Origin of the sequence: Marinicauda pacifica (genome assembly GCF_004793635.1) — a bacterium.
In the GTDB taxonomy this organism is placed as follows: domain Bacteria; phylum Pseudomonadota; class Alphaproteobacteria; order Caulobacterales; family Maricaulaceae; genus Marinicauda; species Marinicauda pacifica.
The window spans coordinates 169132-185802 of sequence record NZ_SRXV01000003.1; the positions used below are offsets into that span (position 1 = coordinate 169132).

General features: G+C 68.1%; 19 protein-coding genes. 12 read left to right on the forward strand and 7 right to left on the reverse strand.

Annotated features, from left to right (window positions below; translation table 11 throughout):
* Positions 1-116 precede the first annotated feature (116 nt).
* Positions 117-872, reverse strand: a complete 756-nt coding sequence (locus tag E5162_RS10795) for a zinc-ribbon domain-containing protein (RefSeq protein WP_135945273.1) — start codon at positions 870-872, stop codon at positions 117-119.
* Positions 873-950: 78 nt separating this feature from the next.
* Between E5162_RS10795 and ftsE the strand changes: the two genes are divergently transcribed.
* The 5 genes from ftsE (at position 951) to E5162_RS10820 (ending at position 5020) form a co-directional block, all read left to right on the forward strand.
* Entirely contained in the window at positions 951-1676 is a 726-nt protein-coding gene (gene ftsE / locus E5162_RS10800; protein WP_135945274.1) for a cell division ATP-binding protein FtsE, read from the forward strand.
* Entirely contained in the window at positions 1673-2566 is an 894-nt protein-coding gene (locus tag E5162_RS10805; protein WP_135945275.1) for a cell division protein FtsX, read from the forward strand. Before ftsE ends, E5162_RS10805 begins: the two co-directional genes overlap by 4 nt.
* Before the next feature lie 99 nt (positions 2567-2665).
* Positions 2666-3235, forward strand: a complete 570-nt coding sequence (locus E5162_RS10810) for a YdcF family protein (protein ID WP_135945276.1) — start codon at positions 2666-2668, stop codon at positions 3233-3235.
* A gap of 22 nt (positions 3236-3257) precedes the next feature.
* Positions 3258-3974, forward strand: coding sequence for a lysophospholipid acyltransferase family protein (locus E5162_RS10815; protein WP_135945277.1), 717 nt, complete (start codon positions 3258-3260; stop codon positions 3972-3974).
* A complete protein-coding gene (locus tag E5162_RS10820) occupies positions 3971-5020 on the forward strand; it encodes a DUF2125 domain-containing protein (RefSeq protein ID WP_135945278.1) in 1050 nt (349 codons plus the stop codon). Before E5162_RS10815 ends, E5162_RS10820 begins: the two co-directional genes overlap by 4 nt.
* A 19-nt stretch (positions 5021-5039) precedes the next feature.
* Here E5162_RS10820 and hisC read toward each other — a convergent pair whose 3' ends face one another.
* Positions 5040-6125, reverse strand: coding sequence for a histidinol-phosphate transaminase (gene hisC / locus E5162_RS10825; RefSeq protein WP_135945279.1), 1086 nt, complete (start codon positions 6123-6125; stop codon positions 5040-5042).
* Positions 6122-6913: a class I SAM-dependent methyltransferase gene (locus tag E5162_RS10830; protein ID WP_135945280.1), complete on the reverse strand. Its 792-nt coding sequence runs from the start codon at positions 6911-6913 to the stop codon at positions 6122-6124. The genes hisC and E5162_RS10830 overlap by 4 nt, the downstream gene beginning before the upstream one ends.
* A gap of 108 nt (positions 6914-7021) precedes the next feature.
* Here E5162_RS10830 and gloB point away from each other — a divergent pair, with 108 nt between their 5' ends.
* Both gloB and E5162_RS10840 read left to right on the forward strand, forming a co-directional pair.
* Positions 7022-7789, forward strand: a complete 768-nt coding sequence (gene gloB / locus E5162_RS10835; RefSeq protein ID WP_135945281.1) for a hydroxyacylglutathione hydrolase — start codon at positions 7022-7024, stop codon at positions 7787-7789.
* Positions 7789-8232 (forward strand): cupin domain-containing protein, encoded by a 444-nt coding sequence (locus tag E5162_RS10840; RefSeq protein ID WP_135945282.1) that lies wholly within the window; start codon positions 7789-7791, stop codon positions 8230-8232. The genes gloB and E5162_RS10840 overlap by 1 nt, the downstream gene beginning before the upstream one ends.
* A gap of 170 nt (positions 8233-8402) precedes the next feature.
* Here the strand turns inward: E5162_RS10840 and E5162_RS10845 are convergent, their stop codons facing one another.
* Together E5162_RS10845 and phbB are read right to left on the reverse strand one after the other, a co-directional pair.
* Positions 8403-9131 carry a DUF4908 domain-containing protein gene (locus tag E5162_RS10845; protein ID WP_135945283.1) on the reverse strand — a complete coding sequence of 243 codons (729 nt, stop codon included), beginning with the start codon at positions 9129-9131 and terminating at the stop codon, positions 8403-8405.
* 66 nt (positions 9132-9197) lie between these two features.
* Complete coding sequence (gene phbB / locus E5162_RS10850) at positions 9198-9920, reverse strand: acetoacetyl-CoA reductase (RefSeq protein WP_135945284.1); 723 nt, start codon at positions 9918-9920, stop codon at positions 9198-9200.
* 204 nt (positions 9921-10124) lie between these two features.
* Between phbB and phaR the strand changes: the two genes are divergently transcribed.
* Positions 10125-10715, forward strand: a complete 591-nt coding sequence (gene phaR / locus E5162_RS10855) for a polyhydroxyalkanoate synthesis repressor PhaR (RefSeq protein ID WP_135945285.1) — start codon at positions 10125-10127, stop codon at positions 10713-10715.
* A gap of 116 nt (positions 10716-10831) precedes the next feature.
* Entirely contained in the window at positions 10832-11182 is a 351-nt protein-coding gene (locus E5162_RS10860; RefSeq protein ID WP_135945286.1) for a hypothetical protein, read from the forward strand.
* 184 nt (positions 11183-11366) lie between these two features.
* On the opposite strand, the gene E5162_RS10865 is transcribed toward E5162_RS10860, so the two are convergent.
* Positions 11367-11867 (reverse strand): hypothetical protein, encoded by a 501-nt coding sequence (locus E5162_RS10865; RefSeq protein WP_135945287.1) that lies wholly within the window; start codon positions 11865-11867, stop codon positions 11367-11369.
* A gap of 156 nt (positions 11868-12023) precedes the next feature.
* Positions 12024-12752, reverse strand: a complete 729-nt coding sequence (locus E5162_RS10870; RefSeq protein WP_135945288.1) for a glycosyltransferase — start codon at positions 12750-12752, stop codon at positions 12024-12026.
* Positions 12753-12852: 100 nt separating this feature from the next.
* Here E5162_RS10870 and E5162_RS10875 point away from each other — a divergent pair, with 100 nt between their 5' ends.
* From E5162_RS10875 to E5162_RS10885, 3 genes are all read left to right on the forward strand, one after another.
* The gene (locus E5162_RS10875) at positions 12853-14550 is read left to right on the forward strand and encodes an ArnT family glycosyltransferase (protein ID WP_135945289.1); all 1698 of its coding nucleotides are present in this window, start codon (positions 12853-12855) and stop codon (positions 14548-14550) included.
* Entirely contained in the window at positions 14547-15458 is a 912-nt protein-coding gene (locus tag E5162_RS10880) for a hydroxymethylglutaryl-CoA lyase (protein WP_135945290.1), read from the forward strand. The genes E5162_RS10875 and E5162_RS10880 overlap by 4 nt, the downstream gene beginning before the upstream one ends.
* A gap of 324 nt (positions 15459-15782) precedes the next feature.
* Positions 15783-16607, forward strand: a complete 825-nt coding sequence (locus E5162_RS10885; protein ID WP_135945291.1) for a hypothetical protein — start codon at positions 15783-15785, stop codon at positions 16605-16607.
* The last annotated feature ends 64 nt before the right edge of the window (positions 16608-16671 follow it).

The window sequence follows — 16671 nt, forward strand, 5'->3', positions numbered from 1 at the left end:
TCCCGTCTCGGCCGGTTTTCCGGCTCCAAAGGCGAGAGTGGCAAAATCATGGCCCGGTCGCACACCCCGACCTTGGTCTAAGCGCGGGCGCCGAAGCGAACGCTGAGCTGTGTTTTCTAATGCGCGGCGGGGGTCTCGTGGGCCTCGGCGGCCGGGGCGTCATGGCTCTGGGCCGGCGCCTGGCTCGGTGTGCCGCCGGTTGCTTGCGGGGCAAGCTCGACCAGGACTTCCGTGCCGTTTGCGGGCGGATCGGGCAGCACGGTGCGGAAGCGCTCCAGCGCGCCGGCGGCCAGCTCTGGACTCTCCAGAAGCACCGTCCATTCGACCAGAACCGCGCCGTCGGCGTCCAGCACGGCGGCGCGCAGCGGGGTGACCGGGCGTTCGCGCCCCGTCACATTGACCAGCGCGCCCTCGATGGCGAGCGCCGGTGTGCCCCGCGCCTCAATCCGCTCGACGACGAGTTCGTGCACTTCCAGCCCGTGCGGATTCACCGTCATGCCCACGCTGGCATACACATTGGCGGCACGCGGGAAGGCCTGCACCACATCGACGCGGAACAGCCAGGCCCCGGCCATGATGACGACGAACAGGGCCGCGACAGCGGCCCAGCCGGCGCCCTCGGTCGCCAGGCGCGCCTGGCGGCGGCGCGATTCGGCGCGCTCGCGGATGACCTCGTGGGGCTTCTTGGGTTCTTCCGGTACCGGTTCGGGGGCCGGCGCACCGGTCTCGAACGGCTGCTCGAGCGTCAGCGCATCGTCATCGACCGTCCACACATGGGAACAGGATGCGCAGCGCACGCGCCCGCCCCTGCGGGCCAGGGCCTGCGGGTCGGCGCGATATTTTGCATCGCAGCTCGGGCACGTGACGATCATGGACGACAGCCTCTGTCCTCTTGCATAGTCTGCTTCGCACTCCTGCCGCCACTGCGCAATGACAAGGCCGATCCATCCATGAACGAGGACGGGCGACCCGGCCCCGACATCTCAGGCGAAGCCGGCTCGGCGCCGGCAGTCCGCTTCGACGGCGTAGGCATGCGCTACGGGCGTGGCGCAGAAGTGCTGCGCGATATCAACTTTGGTTTACCGCGCGGAAGTTTCCAGTTTCTGACCGGACCGTCCGGCGCCGGCAAAACTTCACTGTTAAAACTCATCTATCTCGCCGAACGCCCCAGCTCCGGCTTCGTCTCGCTCTTCGGACGGGACACCGCGCTGCTGGATCGCGATTCGCTGCCCGATCTGCGCAAGCGCATCGGCGTCATCTTCCAGGACTTCCGCCTGCTTGAGCACCTCACCGTGTTCGAGAATGTCGCCCTGCCGCTGCGTGTCGCCGGCCAGGCGCGCAAGAGCTACGCGGAAGATGTGCAGGAGCTGCTGCACTGGGTCGGTCTTGGGGAACGCATCGATGCCTTCCCGCCCACATTGTCGGGCGGGGAGAAGCAGCGCGCCGCGATCGCGCGCGCCGTCGTGTCCAAGCCCGATCTGCTGATCGCGGACGAGCCGACCGGCAATGTCGATCCGGCCATGGCAAGGCGCCTGCTGCGCCTGTTCGTGGAGCTCAACAAGCTGGGCACCACCGTCCTGATCGCCAGTCACGACATCTCGCTCGTGCGCTCGCTGGATGTCCCGATCTTCGAACTGCATGACGGCATGCTCAGCGTCAGCGGAGGGACACGATGAGCGAGACCGTCCAGCGCTCCGCCCCGCTCCTGCCGCCCGATGCCGGGCGGGACCGCCCCCTGTTTGCCGTCGCCGCCATCCTGGTCTTCCTGGCCTGCCTGGCCGCGCTGGGCGCGGCCGGAGCCTGGCAGGCCAGCGAGGGCTGGACGCAGCAGCTGACCACCGAAGTCACCGTCCAGATCTTCCCCGGCGAGGACCGCGACGCGGACGCGGATGCGCAGAGCGCCGGCGAGCGGCTGGCCACCCTGCCCGGCGTGACCGGCATCGATGTGCGCTCGCGCGCCCAGGCCGAGGCGCTCCTGCGTCCCTGGCTCGGCTCGGGAGGCCTGCCCGAGGACCTGCCCGTGCCGCGACTGATCGCGGTGACCATCGATCCTGAAAATCCGCCGGTGGAGGGCGCCTTTGCGGCCCGGCTCGACGGTCAGGGCTATGAATTCGTGGTCGACCGGCACGGCAACTGGGCCGGCGCGGTGGAACGCGCCGCGGCGGCGGTGCGCTATTTCGCCCTCGGCCTCGTTGTCCTGCTGACCCTTGCCGCAGCGGCTGTCGTGGCGTTCGCCGCACGCGCCTCGCTGGCCGCGCGCTGGGATGTGGCGGAGGCCCTGCACCTGGTCGGCGCGCGCGACAGCTTCATCGCCTCGCTGTTCCAGCGCCGCTTCTTCTTCCTGGGGCTCAAGGCCGGGCTGGTCGGCGCGATCGGCGCCGCGCTGTCGGCCTGGGGCCTGGCGCTCGTCGGCGGTACGGCTGGCACGCTCTTCTTTTTGCCCAGCCTGGAGCTGGGCTGGGTCGCGGTCGCCATCCCGCCCTTCGCCGCCCTGGTGTCCGGCCTGATCGCGGCCCTGGCGGCGCGCAGCGCCGTCGACACCGCCCTGAAGGCGCGGTGGTCGTGATGGGTGGTTTTTCGCCTCATCCTCGCCGCAACCGCGCGTCAGCCTACCTTCCGATCCGGCGATGCGAAGGCCGGCACTGCGAAGGGGTGTAAGACCGCCATGCTGTCCGTTCTCAGATTTGTCGCCTTCGTGGTGGTGGTCAGCGCGCTCGTCGGCTTCGCGCTCTTCGTGCGGACCGGCATGGCCAATCCTCCCGGTCCGCCGCCGCACGCCGACGGCATCGTCGTGCTGACCGGCGGCGAAGGCCGCGTTGTCAGCGCGGTCGAGCTTCTGCAGGCCGGGCATGGCAGCCGCCTGTTGATCTCCGGGGCCAATCCCGATGTCGGTCTGGATGCCGTGCGCGAAGCGTCCGGGGCCACCCGCAGCCTGTTTGCCTGCTGCATCGATGTCGGTCAGGAAGCGGCCAACACGATCGGCAACGCCGAGGAAGCCGCGCGCTGGGCGCGCGGCAATGGATTTTCCTCGCTCATCGTGGTCACCTCCGACTACCACATGCCCCGCGCCATGCTGGAATTGCACGCCGCGATGCCCGCGGTCGCGCTGACGCCGCGCGCCGTGAAAGGCCCGCCGCCCTGGACCGATGCGCGCACCGCACGGCGCTGGGTGGTGGAATTCTTCAAGTACGCTGCGGTATATGCCCGGGAATCGGTGCGTCTGCGCCGCGCCTGAACACCCTGGGGAGGGGAGCTGCATGCATATCGTCGGCTCGGCGATCTTCGTCATCTGGATGTACTTGCTCATGGCGGTGATGGGCCTGGTCTGCGCGCCCGCCCTGCTGGGACCGCGCAGCTGGGCGCTCGCCTGCCTGCGTTTCTATCTGGTGCTGGTCTTTGCGGGGCTGCGCGTCCTGTGCGGCGTCAGCTACGAGGTCCGCGGCCGCGAGCACCTGCCGCGCGGCGGCGCGCTGATCGCCTCCAAGCACCAGTCCATGTTCGAGACGCTCGCCTTCTGGCGCATTCTCGATGACCCGGCCATCATCCTGAAGAAGGAGCTCAAGCACCTGCCCGTCTTCGGCTGGTATGCGATGAAGCTGAAGAATGTCGCGGTGGACCGCTCGGCCGGCTCTAAGGCCCTGCGCGACATGCTCAAGCAGGCACGCGAGCGGGCGGCACAAGGCCGTCAGATCGTCATCTTCCCCCAGGGCACCCGCGTGGCCCCCGGCGGGATCGAGAGCTACAAACCTGGCATTGCCGGGCTCTACAGTGCGATGAAGGTGGCGTGCGTGCCCGTGGCCCTCAATTCAGGACAGCACTGGCCCGGTTCGGGCTTCGTGCGCACGCCGGGCCGCATCGTGATCGAATTCCTGCCCGCCATCGAGCCGGGCCTGCCCAAGGAGGCCTTCATGCGCGAGCTTGAAACCCGCATCGAAACGGCGTCCGCGCGCCTGCTGCAGGCCGGCCACTCATGATGGGATTTCTCAGACCCGCCGGTGACACCGCCCCCTCGCGTGCCCGCATGATCGCACCGTTCGCGATCCTGCTCGTCGTCCTCGCCATCTACACCGTCTACTGGATGTATGCCGCCGGTCAGGTGCGCGGCTGGACCGAGCGCTGGATCGAGAGCCAGGAAGCGGTCGGCTACGATATCGATCACGCCCGCATGCGCGTCGGCGGTTACCCGCTGCGCTTCACCCTGGATGTCGCCGCGCCCGAGATCGCCGCACCGCAGGGCGAAGGCGGCTGGCAGGCCCGCTTCGACCGCCTCAGCGCCAGCGCCATGCCGTGGAATTTCAATCACTGGATCGTCACGCTGGGCGGCCCGATGACGCTGGCCGTGGAAGCGGACGGGGCGCCTGCCCTCTACCGCGCCGATGCGGCCGATGCCCGGCTTTCCATCAATTCGAGCGGCGAAGGCACGCAGCGTATCGGCATCGAGCTGGAAAACCTCGTCATCGATACGATTGACGGTCCGGTCTCTCCGGTCATGGCGATGCAGCGCCTCGACCTGACCGGCATCCTCAACGATGCCGACGAGCTGAGCACCCGCTTCGAGGCGCAGAATGTTCGATTCTCGGCCGGAACGCTCGAGCCTGAACTCGCCGCCGCCTTTGGCCCGACCGCGTCGCTGGTCCGGTTCGACGGTGCCGTGACCGCCTGGAGCGCGCTGGCCACCGAAGGCGATGCGCGCGACTGGGCGCGCTCGGGCGGCGAGCTGCGCATCGGCGCGGCCCAGCTGGTTTGGGGCCCGGCCTCGCTCGGCGGCACCGGCGAGATCCAGCTCGACACGATGCTGCGCCCGGCCGGGCGCCTGTCGGTGGTGATCTCCGACCCGGAGAGCCTGGTGGAAGCCATGGTGGAGGCGCGCCTGGTCCAGTCCGGCCAAGGCGACGCCCTGCGCCTCGCGGCCATGATGGCGCCGCGCCGCGATGGCGGGGTCGCCCTGCCGCTGCGCTTTCAGGACGGCGGTATCTTCCTCGGCCCGGCCCGCATCGGCAGCGTCGGCGCGATCGACTAGATCGACGAGGCGGAGCCGCTTAGGCCGCCTGCGCCTTGAACGCTTCCAGCGCCTCGACCACGCGGCGGTTGGCATCGGCCTCGCCGATGGAGATGCGCAGCGCATTGGCCAGCTTGTAGGGGGCCAGCCCGCGCACGACGAGACCGCGCTCGGCTAGGAAGCGCTCGGCGTCCTGGGCGGTCTGGCCCGGCGTGTCGGAGAAGTGGACGAGCACGAAATTGCACACGGACGGCGTCACGTCATAGCCCAGCCCGCCCAGCTGCTGGTGGAAATAGGCCAGCCAATCGTCGTTGTGCGTCTTTGACAGCTTGAGAAATTCGCGATCGCCCATCGCCGCTGTACCCGCCTCGATGGCCGGCAGGTTCACGTTGAACGGTCCGCGCACGCGGTGGATCACGTCGACGATCTCACTCGGCCCGTACATCCAGCCCAGGCGGATACCGGCCAGGCCGTGAATCTTGGAGAAGGTCCGCGTCACGACCGTGTTGGCAAACTCGTCCACCATCGCCATGCCCGAGGCATAGTCGGGCGCATCGACGAACTCGGTATAGGCCGAATCCAGCACCAGCAGCGTGTCTTCAGGCAGGCCCTCGCGCAGGCGGCGCACTTCGGATTCGGGAATATAGGTGCCAGTCGGATTGTTCGGATTGGCCAGGAAGACGATCTTCGCATCCTCGCCCGCCGCCTCCAGCAGCGTGTCCACATCGGCGCGGTAGGCGTTTTCCTTCGCGCTGACGAGCTCGGCTCCGCACTGCTTGGCCACCAGCGAATAGACCAGGAAGCCGTATTCGTTCTGCACCACCTTGTCGCCCGGGTTCAGATAGCCGCGTCCGATCAGCTGCAGCAGCTCGTCGGAGCCTGCCCCGCACACGATGCGCGCCGCATCGACACCCTCGGCCTCGGCAATGGCCTCGCGCAGCTTCGTCGCGCCGCCATCGGGATAGAGGTGCAGCGACTGGGTTGCCATGCGGTAGGCCTCGGCCGCTTTCGGGCTGCATCCCAGCGCGTTCTCGTTCGAGGACAGCTTGACGGCGCCTTCCGGCGCGCTGGCGCCCGGCTTGTACGGCGTGATGTCCAGAAGACCGGGGCGGGGCTGCAGGCTCATGGCGCGTCTCTTTCTTGCATCGGTGGCACGGACCGGCCCAGCGGCCGGCGTCGGGCTGGAGATAGACCGGCCGCCGTCCGGCCTTCAAGCGCTTTGCTGCGCACGCGCTCGGCCTGGCCGGGCCGCACCGCTCCGACATGCTTGACCGCCTCCACCAGAATGAGGCCGCCAAAGGCCGGGAAAATCTTTTCCCCGATCGCCTCCAGGCTCTCCGACAGGCGCGGACCGCAGGTCCAGCCCCAGGGCGGGGTGTAGAGCGCGTTGGCCCACGCCACCGGCTCGAACAGCGCCCCGGTCAACAGCTCGGAGAGCTGGGAACGCGAGAAGGGCCGGCCATGACCGAACGGCGTGGAATCGGCACGCGACCAGATCCCGGCCCGGTGCGCGCACACGATCACCATCCGCCCTTCCGGCGCCATCACGCGCCACAGCTCGCGCAGCAATTTTCGCGGATCGGCGGATTCCTCCAGCGCATGGGCCAGCAGCATCCGGTCGAACACCGCTTCGGCAAAGGGCAGGCGCGCCTCACCGCCGAGCACCGTCAGCGACGGGCCGTCCGGGCGCTCCGGCCAGCGCACCGCGCCCTGGGCTTCGGGCATGTGAACCACCGTGCGCCGCGCCTGCTCGCGCCAGGCATCCATGAAAGGCAGCGGATAGCCGTAGCCTCCCACGTCCAGCCCGGTCAGATCCGGCCACAGCGCGCCCAGCCGGCGCCGGACCATGGCGCGGGCCGCCTGGCCGCGCTTGGTGCGGTAGAACCGTTCGATCCACAGCGCATCGGTACGCATCGCCGCCTGCCTCCCTGAATTGGGGTCAACACAACACGGTCTAGATGATAAATACGCCCGGACAAAAGGCCCGCGCCAAGCTGATCGCCGCACTGCAAGGAAAGCCTCATGCCGCTCGACGTCCACATCATCGAATGTCTCGAAGACAATTACGCCTATCTGCTGCGATGCGCGAATTCGGGACGCACGGTGATCGTCGACACGCCCGATCCCGACAAGATCCTAGAAGAAGCCGGCAAGATCGGCTGGGACATCGACGAGATCTGGAACACCCACCATCACTGGGACCATGCCGGGGGCAATGACAAGATCCGCGAGGCGACCGGCGCGAAGGTCGTGGCCGCCGCCTCCGAGGCCGACAAGATCGGCCATGTCGACCGGATGGTCAGCCATGGCGATTATCTGCGGGTGGGCGAGAACGAGGCCGAAGTGCTCGATGTCGGCGGCCACACCAGCGGGCATGTCGCCTTCTATTTCGGCGGCGCCGACACGGTCTTCACCGGCGACACCCTGTTCAACTTAGGGTGCGGGCGGATGTTCGAGGGCGATCCCGAGCAATTCCTGACGAGCCTGCAGCGCCTCAAGCACCTGCCGGGCGCGACCTCGGTCTATTGCGGCCACGAATACACGGTCAAGAACGGCGAATTCGCCCTCACCGTTGATCCCGACAACACGCTGCTTCAGGCCTATGTCCAGATGGCGAAGGAAAAGCGCGCCCGCAACGAGCCCACCGTGCCCAGCACGATCCGCGCCGAACGCGGCGCCAACCCCTTCCTGCGCTGGGACGATCCGGTGCTGCGCAGCCGGTTGAACATGGACGAGGCGCGCGACGCCGAGGTCTTCGCCGAACTGCGCCGACGCAAGGATGCATTCTGATGGTGTCAGCCCTCTCCGGCGATCTCGGCGTCAACGAGATCGTGCGCCTGCTCGACATGTCGCCCCATCCCGAAGGCGGATATTATGTGGAGACATTCCGCGACGCGCCGGGCCCGGACGGGCGCGCGCGCTCGACCGCGATCTATTTCCTGCTGCCAGCCGGAGAGGTCAGTGCCTGGCACCGGGTCGACGCCGCGGAAATCTGGCTGTGGCACGCCGGCGGCCCGCTCTCCATGACGCGCTCGGACGACGGCGTGAACGCACAGTCCTTCCATCTCGGCCCTGACCTGCGCGCCGGCCAGCGCCCCCAGGCCGTCATTCCGGCCCATAGCTGGCAGACGGCCGAAACTCTCGGCGCCTGGACGCTCGTCAGCTGCGTCGTCGCCCCGGGCTTCGAGTTTTCAGGCTTCGAAATGGCCCCGGAGGATTGGCGGCCGGGGTAAACCCTCGTCAGAGTCCGCACGCCCTCTTTCCTGACGAAAGTCAGAAGCCAGGGGGAGGACACGATGCCGGCACCGAATGACGGCGCGTCATGATCTCTGGATCCCGGCCTGCGCCGGGAAGCGCTTGTTTTATAATATATTGTTGTAGTTATGGGACTCTGCGCCGCGCCCTACGCCCCCTGCTCCAGCTCCTGCAGGATGCGGCCCGAGGAGGGGCGTCCGCCATAGCCGCGGCCGGGATTGACCGAAATGTCCAGCACCCCGCCCGAATAGTCCGCACGCGGCACCTCGCCGACGCCGATGCGCACCACGTCGAGCTGGCGCAGCGTGCGGCGCGGCGTCTGCTCGGCGGCCAGAACGACCATGTGCATGGCGTCGATGATGAAGGCATTCGCCTCCGGACCGACATCGGTCAGCTCGGCGGAAATCTCGCGCCGCGCGCGTCCGGCGAGTTCGTTGATCATGTTGCGCGCGGCCTCCTGCAGGTCGCGGCCCGACGCCGGCTCGGCCAGGATGGCCGGCGCTTCGCCCACGGGATCGGCGATGACGCCATCCCGGTTGTCGGGCGGAAAGAAGGTCACGCCGCCCAGATTGGAAAAGCGCAGCATGACCCGGTCGGTATCGGTCAGCCAGACCTCGCCGCCGCCCGAGGCGCGCGCAGGCCAGACGGGGATGACTTCGCGTCCGTTCTCCATCAGGACCAGCGCGGGCCGGGCCGACCGGTCGAACACGAACCGGCCCCGGCCGTCGGCGCGCTCATACCACAGCGATCGCGCCTGCGGCTCGGCCTCACGGCCGAGCAGTCTCTGGAACGGGTCTGATTGCGCGCGCGCTTCGCCGGCGGGCACCCCGAGCAGAAGGGCAGCCACGACGACGAGGCTGAATAGAGCCTGTGTCATGGGCAAGGAGTTAGGCCGCCAGTAGGGCAAAATCGGGGCGCTGACTGCAAGTCACCGGCTCCGCTTTCAGGACGTGTACTGACCGCCATTGATGCTGAACGTCGATCCGGTAATGAAACCGGCTTCGTCCGCGGCCAGGAACAGCACTGTACGCGCGATCTCCTCGGGCAGGCCCAGCCGCCCCACCGGGATTTGCGCCTTCACCTGCTGGAGGCGTTCGGCCGGCATGGCGCGCACCATCTCGGTCTCCACATAGCCTGGACAGATCGCGTTCACGGTGATGCCCCGGCCCGCGCCTTCTTCGGCCAGCGCGCGGGTGATGCCGAGATCGCCGGCCTTGGCCGCCGCATAGTTGGCCTGGCCGAACTGGCCTTTCTGGGCATTGACCGAGGAAATCGTGATGACCCGGCCGAAGCCGCGCTCGCGCATGCCCGGCCAGACCGGCCGCGTCATGTTGAACACCCCGCTCAGATTGGTGTCGATCACCTCGCGCCAGGCCTCCTGCGTCATCTTGTGAAAGGCCATGTCGCGCGTGATCCCGGCATTGTTGACCAGGATCTCGACCGGGCCGAGCTCGGCCTCCACACGCGCCACGCCGGCCGCGCACTCATCGTAATCGGCGACCGACCACGCATAGGTCGCGATCCCGGCCTCCTCGCGCAGGCGCGCCGCCGCCGCCTCGTCGCGCGCGTAGTTGGCGGCCACCGTGTAGCCGGCCGCGTTCAGCGCCAGGCTGATCGCCCGGCCGATCCCGCGTGTCCCTCCGGTCACCAGAGCGATGCGTGACATGACGTTTTCTCCCCTGTTCCCCGCTGACTTGCAAGGTTATGCTGCGCCGCAAAGCTCGCTATATTGCGCAGCAAAACCGGTCTCCTCACACGCCGCTCCGTTACTGGGCGCCAGAGGAGGGCCAGACATGAAACCCGCGCCCCGAACCGGCTATGGTAGGGCGCACAGCCTGAACAAGGCAATCACTGCGGGGGAGAAGACGCCATGGCTCAGACCGGCGACGTCATCATCATCAAGAAGTACGCGAACCGGCGGCTCTACGACACGTCGGCCAGCCGCTATGTCACGCTGGAGCATCTGCGCGACCTGGTCCGTGCCGGCAAGGATTTCCAGGTCGTGGACGCCAAGTCCGGCGACGACCTGACGCGCAGCGTGCTCGGGCAGATCATCTTCGAGCAGGAGAGCAAGGGCGAGAACCTGCTTCCCGTCGAGTTCCTGCGGCAGGTCATCGGGTTTTACGGCGACTCCATGCAGAGTTTCGTGCCCGAATATCTGCGCCTGACCATGGAGACGCTGTCGCGCCAGCAGGACGCGATCAAGGACAAGCTCTCCGGCACATCCGGCAACAACGCCCCCGCCCTGACGCTGCTCGAGGAGCAGGCGCGCCGCAACATGGCGATGTTCGAGCAGGCGATGAGCATGTTCACGCCCTTCACGACGCGCTCCTCCGCCACGCCGGCCAATGGTTCGGCCGAGCCGGCCCAGCCTGCGTCGGGAGACAAGGACGAGGTCAAGGCGCTGCGCCAGGAACTCGATGCCATGCGCGCCAAGCTGGACCGGCTCGCGGGCGAATGAACCGGCCCGTTTCGGCACACAAGAGGGTGCAAACCCGCCGGTGCGAACTGTTAACGGCTCATTTACAGACATTGATACCGGGTTAAGGCTGGCCCATCTCTTGCGATCAGATGCTTATGATCGCACCAACCGGATCCAACCTGCCCGTCCCGACCCGCCGCCGCCATGAGCGCGTCGAGCACACGGCCCGCAGCGAAAGCCAGACCGGCCACGGCCGGCGGCGCGGCCCTGCGCCTGCACCCGCCGCGGCGCAGGGCCGCACGTCAGGCGCGCCCGAAACCGCGTTCAAGGCTCCGGCCGGCGCGATCGCGAACACCTCCACCCTGGTTCAGTTGCAGACCTATCCGCGCGTGCGCGGCCTGCGTGCCGACGAGACCGAGCGCCGGCGCTACCGTGAGGCCTATGCGCGTGCGGGCTCGTCCGAGACCGGCCCGGCCCTTGGCCCGCGCCTGGAGCGTTCGGCATGAGCGGCGTCGGCGAACGCACCCTTGCCCGGCTGGGCGACGGCGCCTTGATGCTGGCCGTGATCTTCCTTCTGGTCTGAGCGCCGGGGCCCGGCCCGGACTCACCGCGCACGAAAAAGGCCGCTGCATGCAGCGGCCTTTTTGCTTGTGGGCGTCGGCTTGCGGCGGGGTGTCGCCCGCCGTGCGGTCAGCCTTCGCCGCCGACCGCGAGGTCGCGGCGTGAAGCGATCACCGTGATGAACCAGCCGGCTGCGGTATCGACCAGCGTCATCAGCATGATGATGAAGAAGGTCGAAGTCGCGAAGAGCGGCTGAAGCACGAAGAGCAGGATGGCGACGATGAAGACGCCGGTCGACAGAAGATTGTTGTAGACCGTCACATTGCCCGTACCCGGCGCCTTGAGCATCTCCAGGAAGAGCATGACGAGGGCCAGCGTGATGAGCAGGTCCGACAGCGACAGCGCCCATTGCGTGCCGGCCGTGGGAACGGTGAACAGCGTGGCGTGAAGCGCGCCTTCGGCGCATTCCACCGCTTCGGGCCCGGCATCGACCATGCCCACGCAATTACCTGACCGGAATTCCTGCATGTTGCCGATGAAGGCCTCTTCGCCCCCGGCAATACCGGTCGTGAACGCGATCGCGGCGTAGACCACGATGGCGATAATCATCTTGGGAAACAGCTCGTACATTCCACCCCCTTGTTTTTGTTGCCCACCCTTGCGGCGCCGTTGTGCCGCTGACAAGCCGAGGTAAAGCCCCGCTCCATCGGTACTGGCCATGCCTCTGCACCCCCCAGGCGATGGCGAGCCGGCCAGTGACTGCGTCTTCACGACAGCCGGACGCCGCTAGGACTCATCCCAGCCGCCGGTCTTCCGGAACCGGCTGTTGAGCCACATGACTCCTAGCATATCACTGAAAGAGGCGAAAAGCCGACCCAGATTACTATATTTCGACTTCCCGGCGAGGCGTGGCCGATGGCCCACATCGACGAACTCTATTTTGAACCCTTCGCGCTTGACCAGGGCGGGCAGGAAGCGGTGCTGGTGATCGAAATAGGGAAGGCGCAGATAGGCCTCACGTTTGAAGGCTTTAAGCCCGCAGCCCGTATCGTCCGCATCGTCGTTGAGCAGGCGCTTGCGGATGCCGTTGCCGAGACGCGAGGCAAAGCGCTTCGCCGCGGTATCCTTGCGGCCCACGCGCCGTCCCGCCACCATGGCCAGATCGGCGGGCGCATCGGCGCGGGTCAACGCCTGAAACACCGCCGGGATATCGGCCGGCGGGTTCTGGCCGTCGCCGTCCAGCGTGCAGATGACGGGCGCGGTCGCCGCCATCACGCCGCTGCGGATGGCCCGCGACTGGCCGGCATTGCTGCGATGGCTGATCACGCGCAGACTGGGTATGTCCGCCTTGGCCGCGACCAGCTCGTCCAGCGTGGAGTCGGTACTGGCATCGTTGACGAACACGATTTCATGGGGAATGTCGCGCAGCACGTCATAGACCTCGGCGGCCAGACGCGCGGCATTTCCAGCCTCGTTGTGCATGGGGGCGACGACGCAGATCTGAGGAGCGGGCATGAGCGGCCTTGTCTTGACTTGTCCTCGGCTTCGCGCCGTTTCATAGCGATAATCGCAAGCGAAGCACGGACTTTTTTCGGTTCCGGGTAAGAGACCAGGTATGAGACAGGCCCTCACAGCGCTGCCCGGTTGGCTCAGGGATACCGGCCTTATCACGCTTCTGGCGGTGGCCGCCATCCTGCCCGGCCTTCTGACCATGCCCGTGCTCGACCGCGACGAGGCGCGCTACGCCCAGTCCAGCGCCCAGATGCTGGAGACCGGAAACCCGGTCGAGATCCGATTCCAGGACGCGCCGCGCCATAGAAAGCCCGTGGGCATTTACTGGCTTCAGGCGGCCAGCACAGGCCTGATTTCCAGCGCGGAGGCCCGCGAGATTGCCAGCTACCGCCTGCCGTCTCTGGCCGCTGCGATCGTGGCGGCGCTGGCGACCTGGGGCGCAGGCTGCGCGCTCGCCGGCCGGCGCACCGGCCTGATTGCGGGCGCGCTGCTGGCGGTCAGCGTCCTGCTGGCCAGCGAAGGCGCGATCGCCAAGACCGATGCCGCGCTCGCGGCGGCGTGCGCGCTCGCCTTCCTCTCTCTGGTCAAGGTGCGCCTTGCCGCGGACACGCCCGAAGACGCGGGCGCACGCCCCGGCTTCTGGGCCGTGACCGGTTGGGCCGCGATTGCCGCCGGCATCCTCATCAAGGGCCCGGTCGCGCCACTCGCCATGGGCAGCGCAGTGCTGGTTCTGACCCTTTGGGAGCGGCGCTGGGACTGGTGGCGGCATTATCTCGGCTGGCGCGGCCCCGCGCTTGCCGCCGCCATCGTTCTGCCCTGGCTCGTCGCCATCCAGATCGCGACCGGGGGCGAGTTCCTCGCCAGCTGGTTCGGCAACGATCTCGCGCCCAAGCTGGTGTCCGGGCATGAGGGCCACGGCGCACCGCCGGGCAGTCACACCCTGCTTCTCGGCCTCCTGCTCTTCCCCGCCAGCCTGGCGCTTCCGGCGGGCCTGTACCGGGCCGGCGCGGCCCTGGCGGGGCGCAGCGGCGACGCGCTGCCCGCCCGCCTCCTTCTGGTCTGGACCGTTCCGCTCCTGATCTTCTTCGAACTCTTGCCGACCAAGCTGCCTCACTACCCGCTGCCGCTCTATCCCGCCCTGGCGGTGCTGGCCGCCTGGGGCGCGGTCTCGCTGCCCGCGCAGCCAGTCTGGACCCGGTTTGCCGGCGCCGCGCTGGCTCTGGTCGGCGCCGCCGTGCTCTCCCTTCTCATGGGCGCTCTGGCGATCGGGTTTGATGGGCCGGTCTCGGCCGCCCTCCTCTTCGCGCTGACCGTGATGGCGCTGGCCGCCGGCGCGACGACCTTGTGGATCAACGCTCACGCGATTTCCGCTATTGCCGTGCTCATCGCCGCGGCCCTGGTCTGGCACACGGGCGCGCGCGCGATCGTCGCCCCGCAAAGCGAGGGTCTCTTCCTCACCCAGGCGGTCGAGCGGGAGCTGGAAGCTCACGCCCTCCTCGGCCCGGACACGGTCATTCTCTCCACCTATACCGAGCCCAGCCTGGTCTTCGCGCTGGAAGGCAGGCCGCAGCTTCTGGACACGGCCGGGCTGCAGGCCGCGCTCGCCAGGCCCGCCCCCGACCGCGTCGTCCTGTTCGATACCAGCCGCGCCGGGCCGGAGGCGGACGCTGTGCTGGCCACGCTAGAGGCGCGCGCCTGTGCGCGTCATGGCGTGGAGGGGTTCAATTATAGCCGCGGCACACACACTTCAGTATTCATCTTCCGACTGGGCAGCTGCCCGCCGAGCGAGGACACGCCATGAGCCGCCAGATCGAAATCGTCGAAGTCGGGCCGCGCGACGGTCTGCAGAATGACCCGGTTCTTCTGCCCACCGAGGTGAAGCTGGAATTCATCGACCGGCTGATCGGGGCCGGCGTGACCCGCATGGAGGCGGCGAGCTTCGTTCACCCCAAGCTGGTCCCGGCGATGGCGGATTCCGATGAGATCATGGCCCGCGTGCCTCGCGGCAAGGGCGTGAAGTATATCGGTCTGGCGCTGAACGAGCGCGGCATGCGCCGGGCGATCGAGTGTGAATGCGACGAGATCAACTTCGTCATGGTCGCGTCGAAAGGCTTCGGCAAGCGCAACCAGAATGCCACGCCGGAAGAGACCGCCGACCTGCTCGACCGCATCGCCATCCTGGCCCATGATGCGCAGATCCCGCTTTCGGCCACCATCTCGGTCGCGTTTGGCGATCCGTTCGACGGCGAGGTGGACATCGCGGTCGTTGCCGAGCTGGCGCGGCGCGCCGAGGCGGCCGGCGCCGTCGAGATCGCCCTCGGCGACACGATCGGCGTGGCCTCGCCCTGGGATGTGCGCGCCCGCATCGAGGCCGTGCGCGACGCCGCGCCCAGATCCCGCCTGCGTCTGCACTTTCACAACACGCGCAATACCGCCCTGGCCAATGTTTATGCGGCGGTCGAAGCGGGCGTGGACGTGATCGACGCCTCGGCCGGCGGCATTGGCGGCTGCCCCTTCGCGCCACGCGCCACCGGCAATGTCGCGACCGAAGACGTGGTCTACATGCTCCATCGCGGCGGCTACGAGACCGGGATCGATCTCGACAAGATGATCGAGACCGCACAATGGCTCGAGACCGACGCCCTCAAGCACAATATCGAATCCATGCTCTCAAAGGCTGGTCCGTTTCCCGGCCGGCTGGCGGAGTAGACGGCCTCTCCCGGTTCCGGCTTCCGTCAGGAAAGAGGGAGACGAAGCAGAGAGATACTCCCGTCCGGTCCGCAGGCCCTAACCTCGCGAGGCTCAGTATCAGCCGCGTGAAGACGCGCGCCCCGAAAAAGAAGCGCCGTGATAGTCGTAGTAGGAGGAGGAGTCGCCGCCCGCCGACTCTCACCGGCCAATCCCGGCCCCGTCTTCGCAGGTGCACAAAAGACACGCCGCGCCCGCCTCCCGCCCGCGCTCGCTGCAACCGCCTTGCCAGCCGGACGCCCGAGGGGTGACACTTCTGCCTGTACCAACCGGAGAGGGACGGCGATGCGATCAGCGACTTCGAAACGCCATCCGGCCCGGCGCCGCGCCATCCGGACGCGCGCCGGATGGGAAGCCGCCATCATCGATCCGGCCCGGGCGGCGCCTGAACAGATCCTGCGGGTCGGTCCGGTGCGCACGAGCTGTCTTTGCGCGCGCGAGCGCGGCGGCTTCGAACTCGTTCACGCCTTCCTCGCCAAGCGGTCCGAGCGCTCGGACACGGCGGTCTTCACCGGACCCAAAGTTCCCGTCGGCCCGGCGTACAGACCGGAAGTCCTGCGCCGTTCGCGCCCGGCCCAAGGCGTCCGCTCCCGCCCCGTGCAGGCTGGACCCCGTCTTTCCGCGCCGGTTTCCGGCCCGGCGATTGCCGCCGATGCTGCCGCGACCGCTACCGCCGGGGATCATGCCCGGACGGGCGGAGTCGTTCTGGGCCTGGCGCTCGTCACGGGCACGCTCGCGCTTCTCGCCTCGCGCGATGCCGGGACGGGGATCGAAACCGGGCTTGTGCTTTCCAGCGCCGCGCTCGCCGGCTCGGCCCGTCTGGGAGGAGCAAGGCTGGCCCCGGCCGCCTTCGACGCGCCGAGCCGCGGTCACGCGCCGCGCAAGGTGCTCCAGATCGCGCTGATCTTCTGCCTCGCCTTCGCAGGCTTCCTATGGCTGGCCCATCCCGGACCCGGACCGCAGGAGCTTGCCGCCTTCACGCGATCCGTCACCCCGGCCTCCGCCCTCCTTCTGGCGCTCAGCGCCGCCCTGCTGGTCAGCGTGCCGCGCGCCCTCTTCGCCACCGCTCTCTGCATTGCGGTCCTCGGCGTCCTCACCCGCTTCTTCTAGCGGCACCTTCTCCCTGAAGTCTTCGCGCTGGCCGTGCTCAAAGCGCTGGTCTATGCACGCCTGG

Coding starts and splice junctions, on each gene's coding strand:
- E5162_RS10830 (WP_135945280.1), bottom strand. CDS start 6,913: ATGCGTACCGATGCGCTGTGGATCGAACGGTTCTACCGCACCAAGCGC.
- E5162_RS10885 (WP_135945291.1), top strand. CDS start 15,783: ATGCGATCAGCGACTTCGAAACGCCATCCGGCCCGGCGCCGCGCCATC.
- gloB (WP_135945281.1), top strand. CDS start 7,022: ATGCCGCTCGACGTCCACATCATCGAATGTCTCGAAGACAATTACGCC.
- E5162_RS10840 (WP_135945282.1), top strand. CDS start 7,789: ATGGTGTCAGCCCTCTCCGGCGATCTCGGCGTCAACGAGATCGTGCGC.
- phaR (WP_135945285.1), top strand. CDS start 10,125: ATGGCTCAGACCGGCGACGTCATCATCATCAAGAAGTACGCGAACCGG.
- E5162_RS10805 (WP_135945275.1), top strand. CDS start 1,673: ATGAGCGAGACCGTCCAGCGCTCCGCCCCGCTCCTGCCGCCCGATGCC.
- E5162_RS10810 (WP_135945276.1), top strand. CDS start 2,666: ATGCTGTCCGTTCTCAGATTTGTCGCCTTCGTGGTGGTGGTCAGCGCG.
- E5162_RS10880 (WP_135945290.1), top strand. CDS start 14,547: ATGAGCCGCCAGATCGAAATCGTCGAAGTCGGGCCGCGCGACGGTCTG.
- E5162_RS10845 (WP_135945283.1), bottom strand. CDS start 9,131: ATGACACAGGCTCTATTCAGCCTCGTCGTCGTGGCTGCCCTTCTGCTC.
- E5162_RS10815 (WP_135945277.1), top strand. CDS start 3,258: ATGCATATCGTCGGCTCGGCGATCTTCGTCATCTGGATGTACTTGCTC.
- hisC (WP_135945279.1), bottom strand. CDS start 6,125: ATGAGCCTGCAGCCCCGCCCCGGTCTTCTGGACATCACGCCGTACAAG.
- E5162_RS10865 (WP_135945287.1), bottom strand. CDS start 11,867: ATGTACGAGCTGTTTCCCAAGATGATTATCGCCATCGTGGTCTACGCC.
- E5162_RS10820 (WP_135945278.1), top strand. CDS start 3,971: ATGATGGGATTTCTCAGACCCGCCGGTGACACCGCCCCCTCGCGTGCC.
- phbB (WP_135945284.1), bottom strand. CDS start 9,920: ATGTCACGCATCGCTCTGGTGACCGGAGGGACACGCGGGATCGGCCGG.
- ftsE (WP_135945274.1), top strand. CDS start 951: ATGAACGAGGACGGGCGACCCGGCCCCGACATCTCAGGCGAAGCCGGC.
- E5162_RS10860 (WP_135945286.1), top strand. CDS start 10,832: ATGATCGCACCAACCGGATCCAACCTGCCCGTCCCGACCCGCCGCCGC.
- E5162_RS10875 (WP_135945289.1), top strand. CDS start 12,853: ATGAGACAGGCCCTCACAGCGCTGCCCGGTTGGCTCAGGGATACCGGC.
- E5162_RS10870 (WP_135945288.1), bottom strand. CDS start 12,752: ATGCCCGCTCCTCAGATCTGCGTCGTCGCCCCCATGCACAACGAGGCT.
- E5162_RS10795 (WP_135945273.1), bottom strand. CDS start 872: ATGATCGTCACGTGCCCGAGCTGCGATGCAAAATATCGCGCCGACCCG.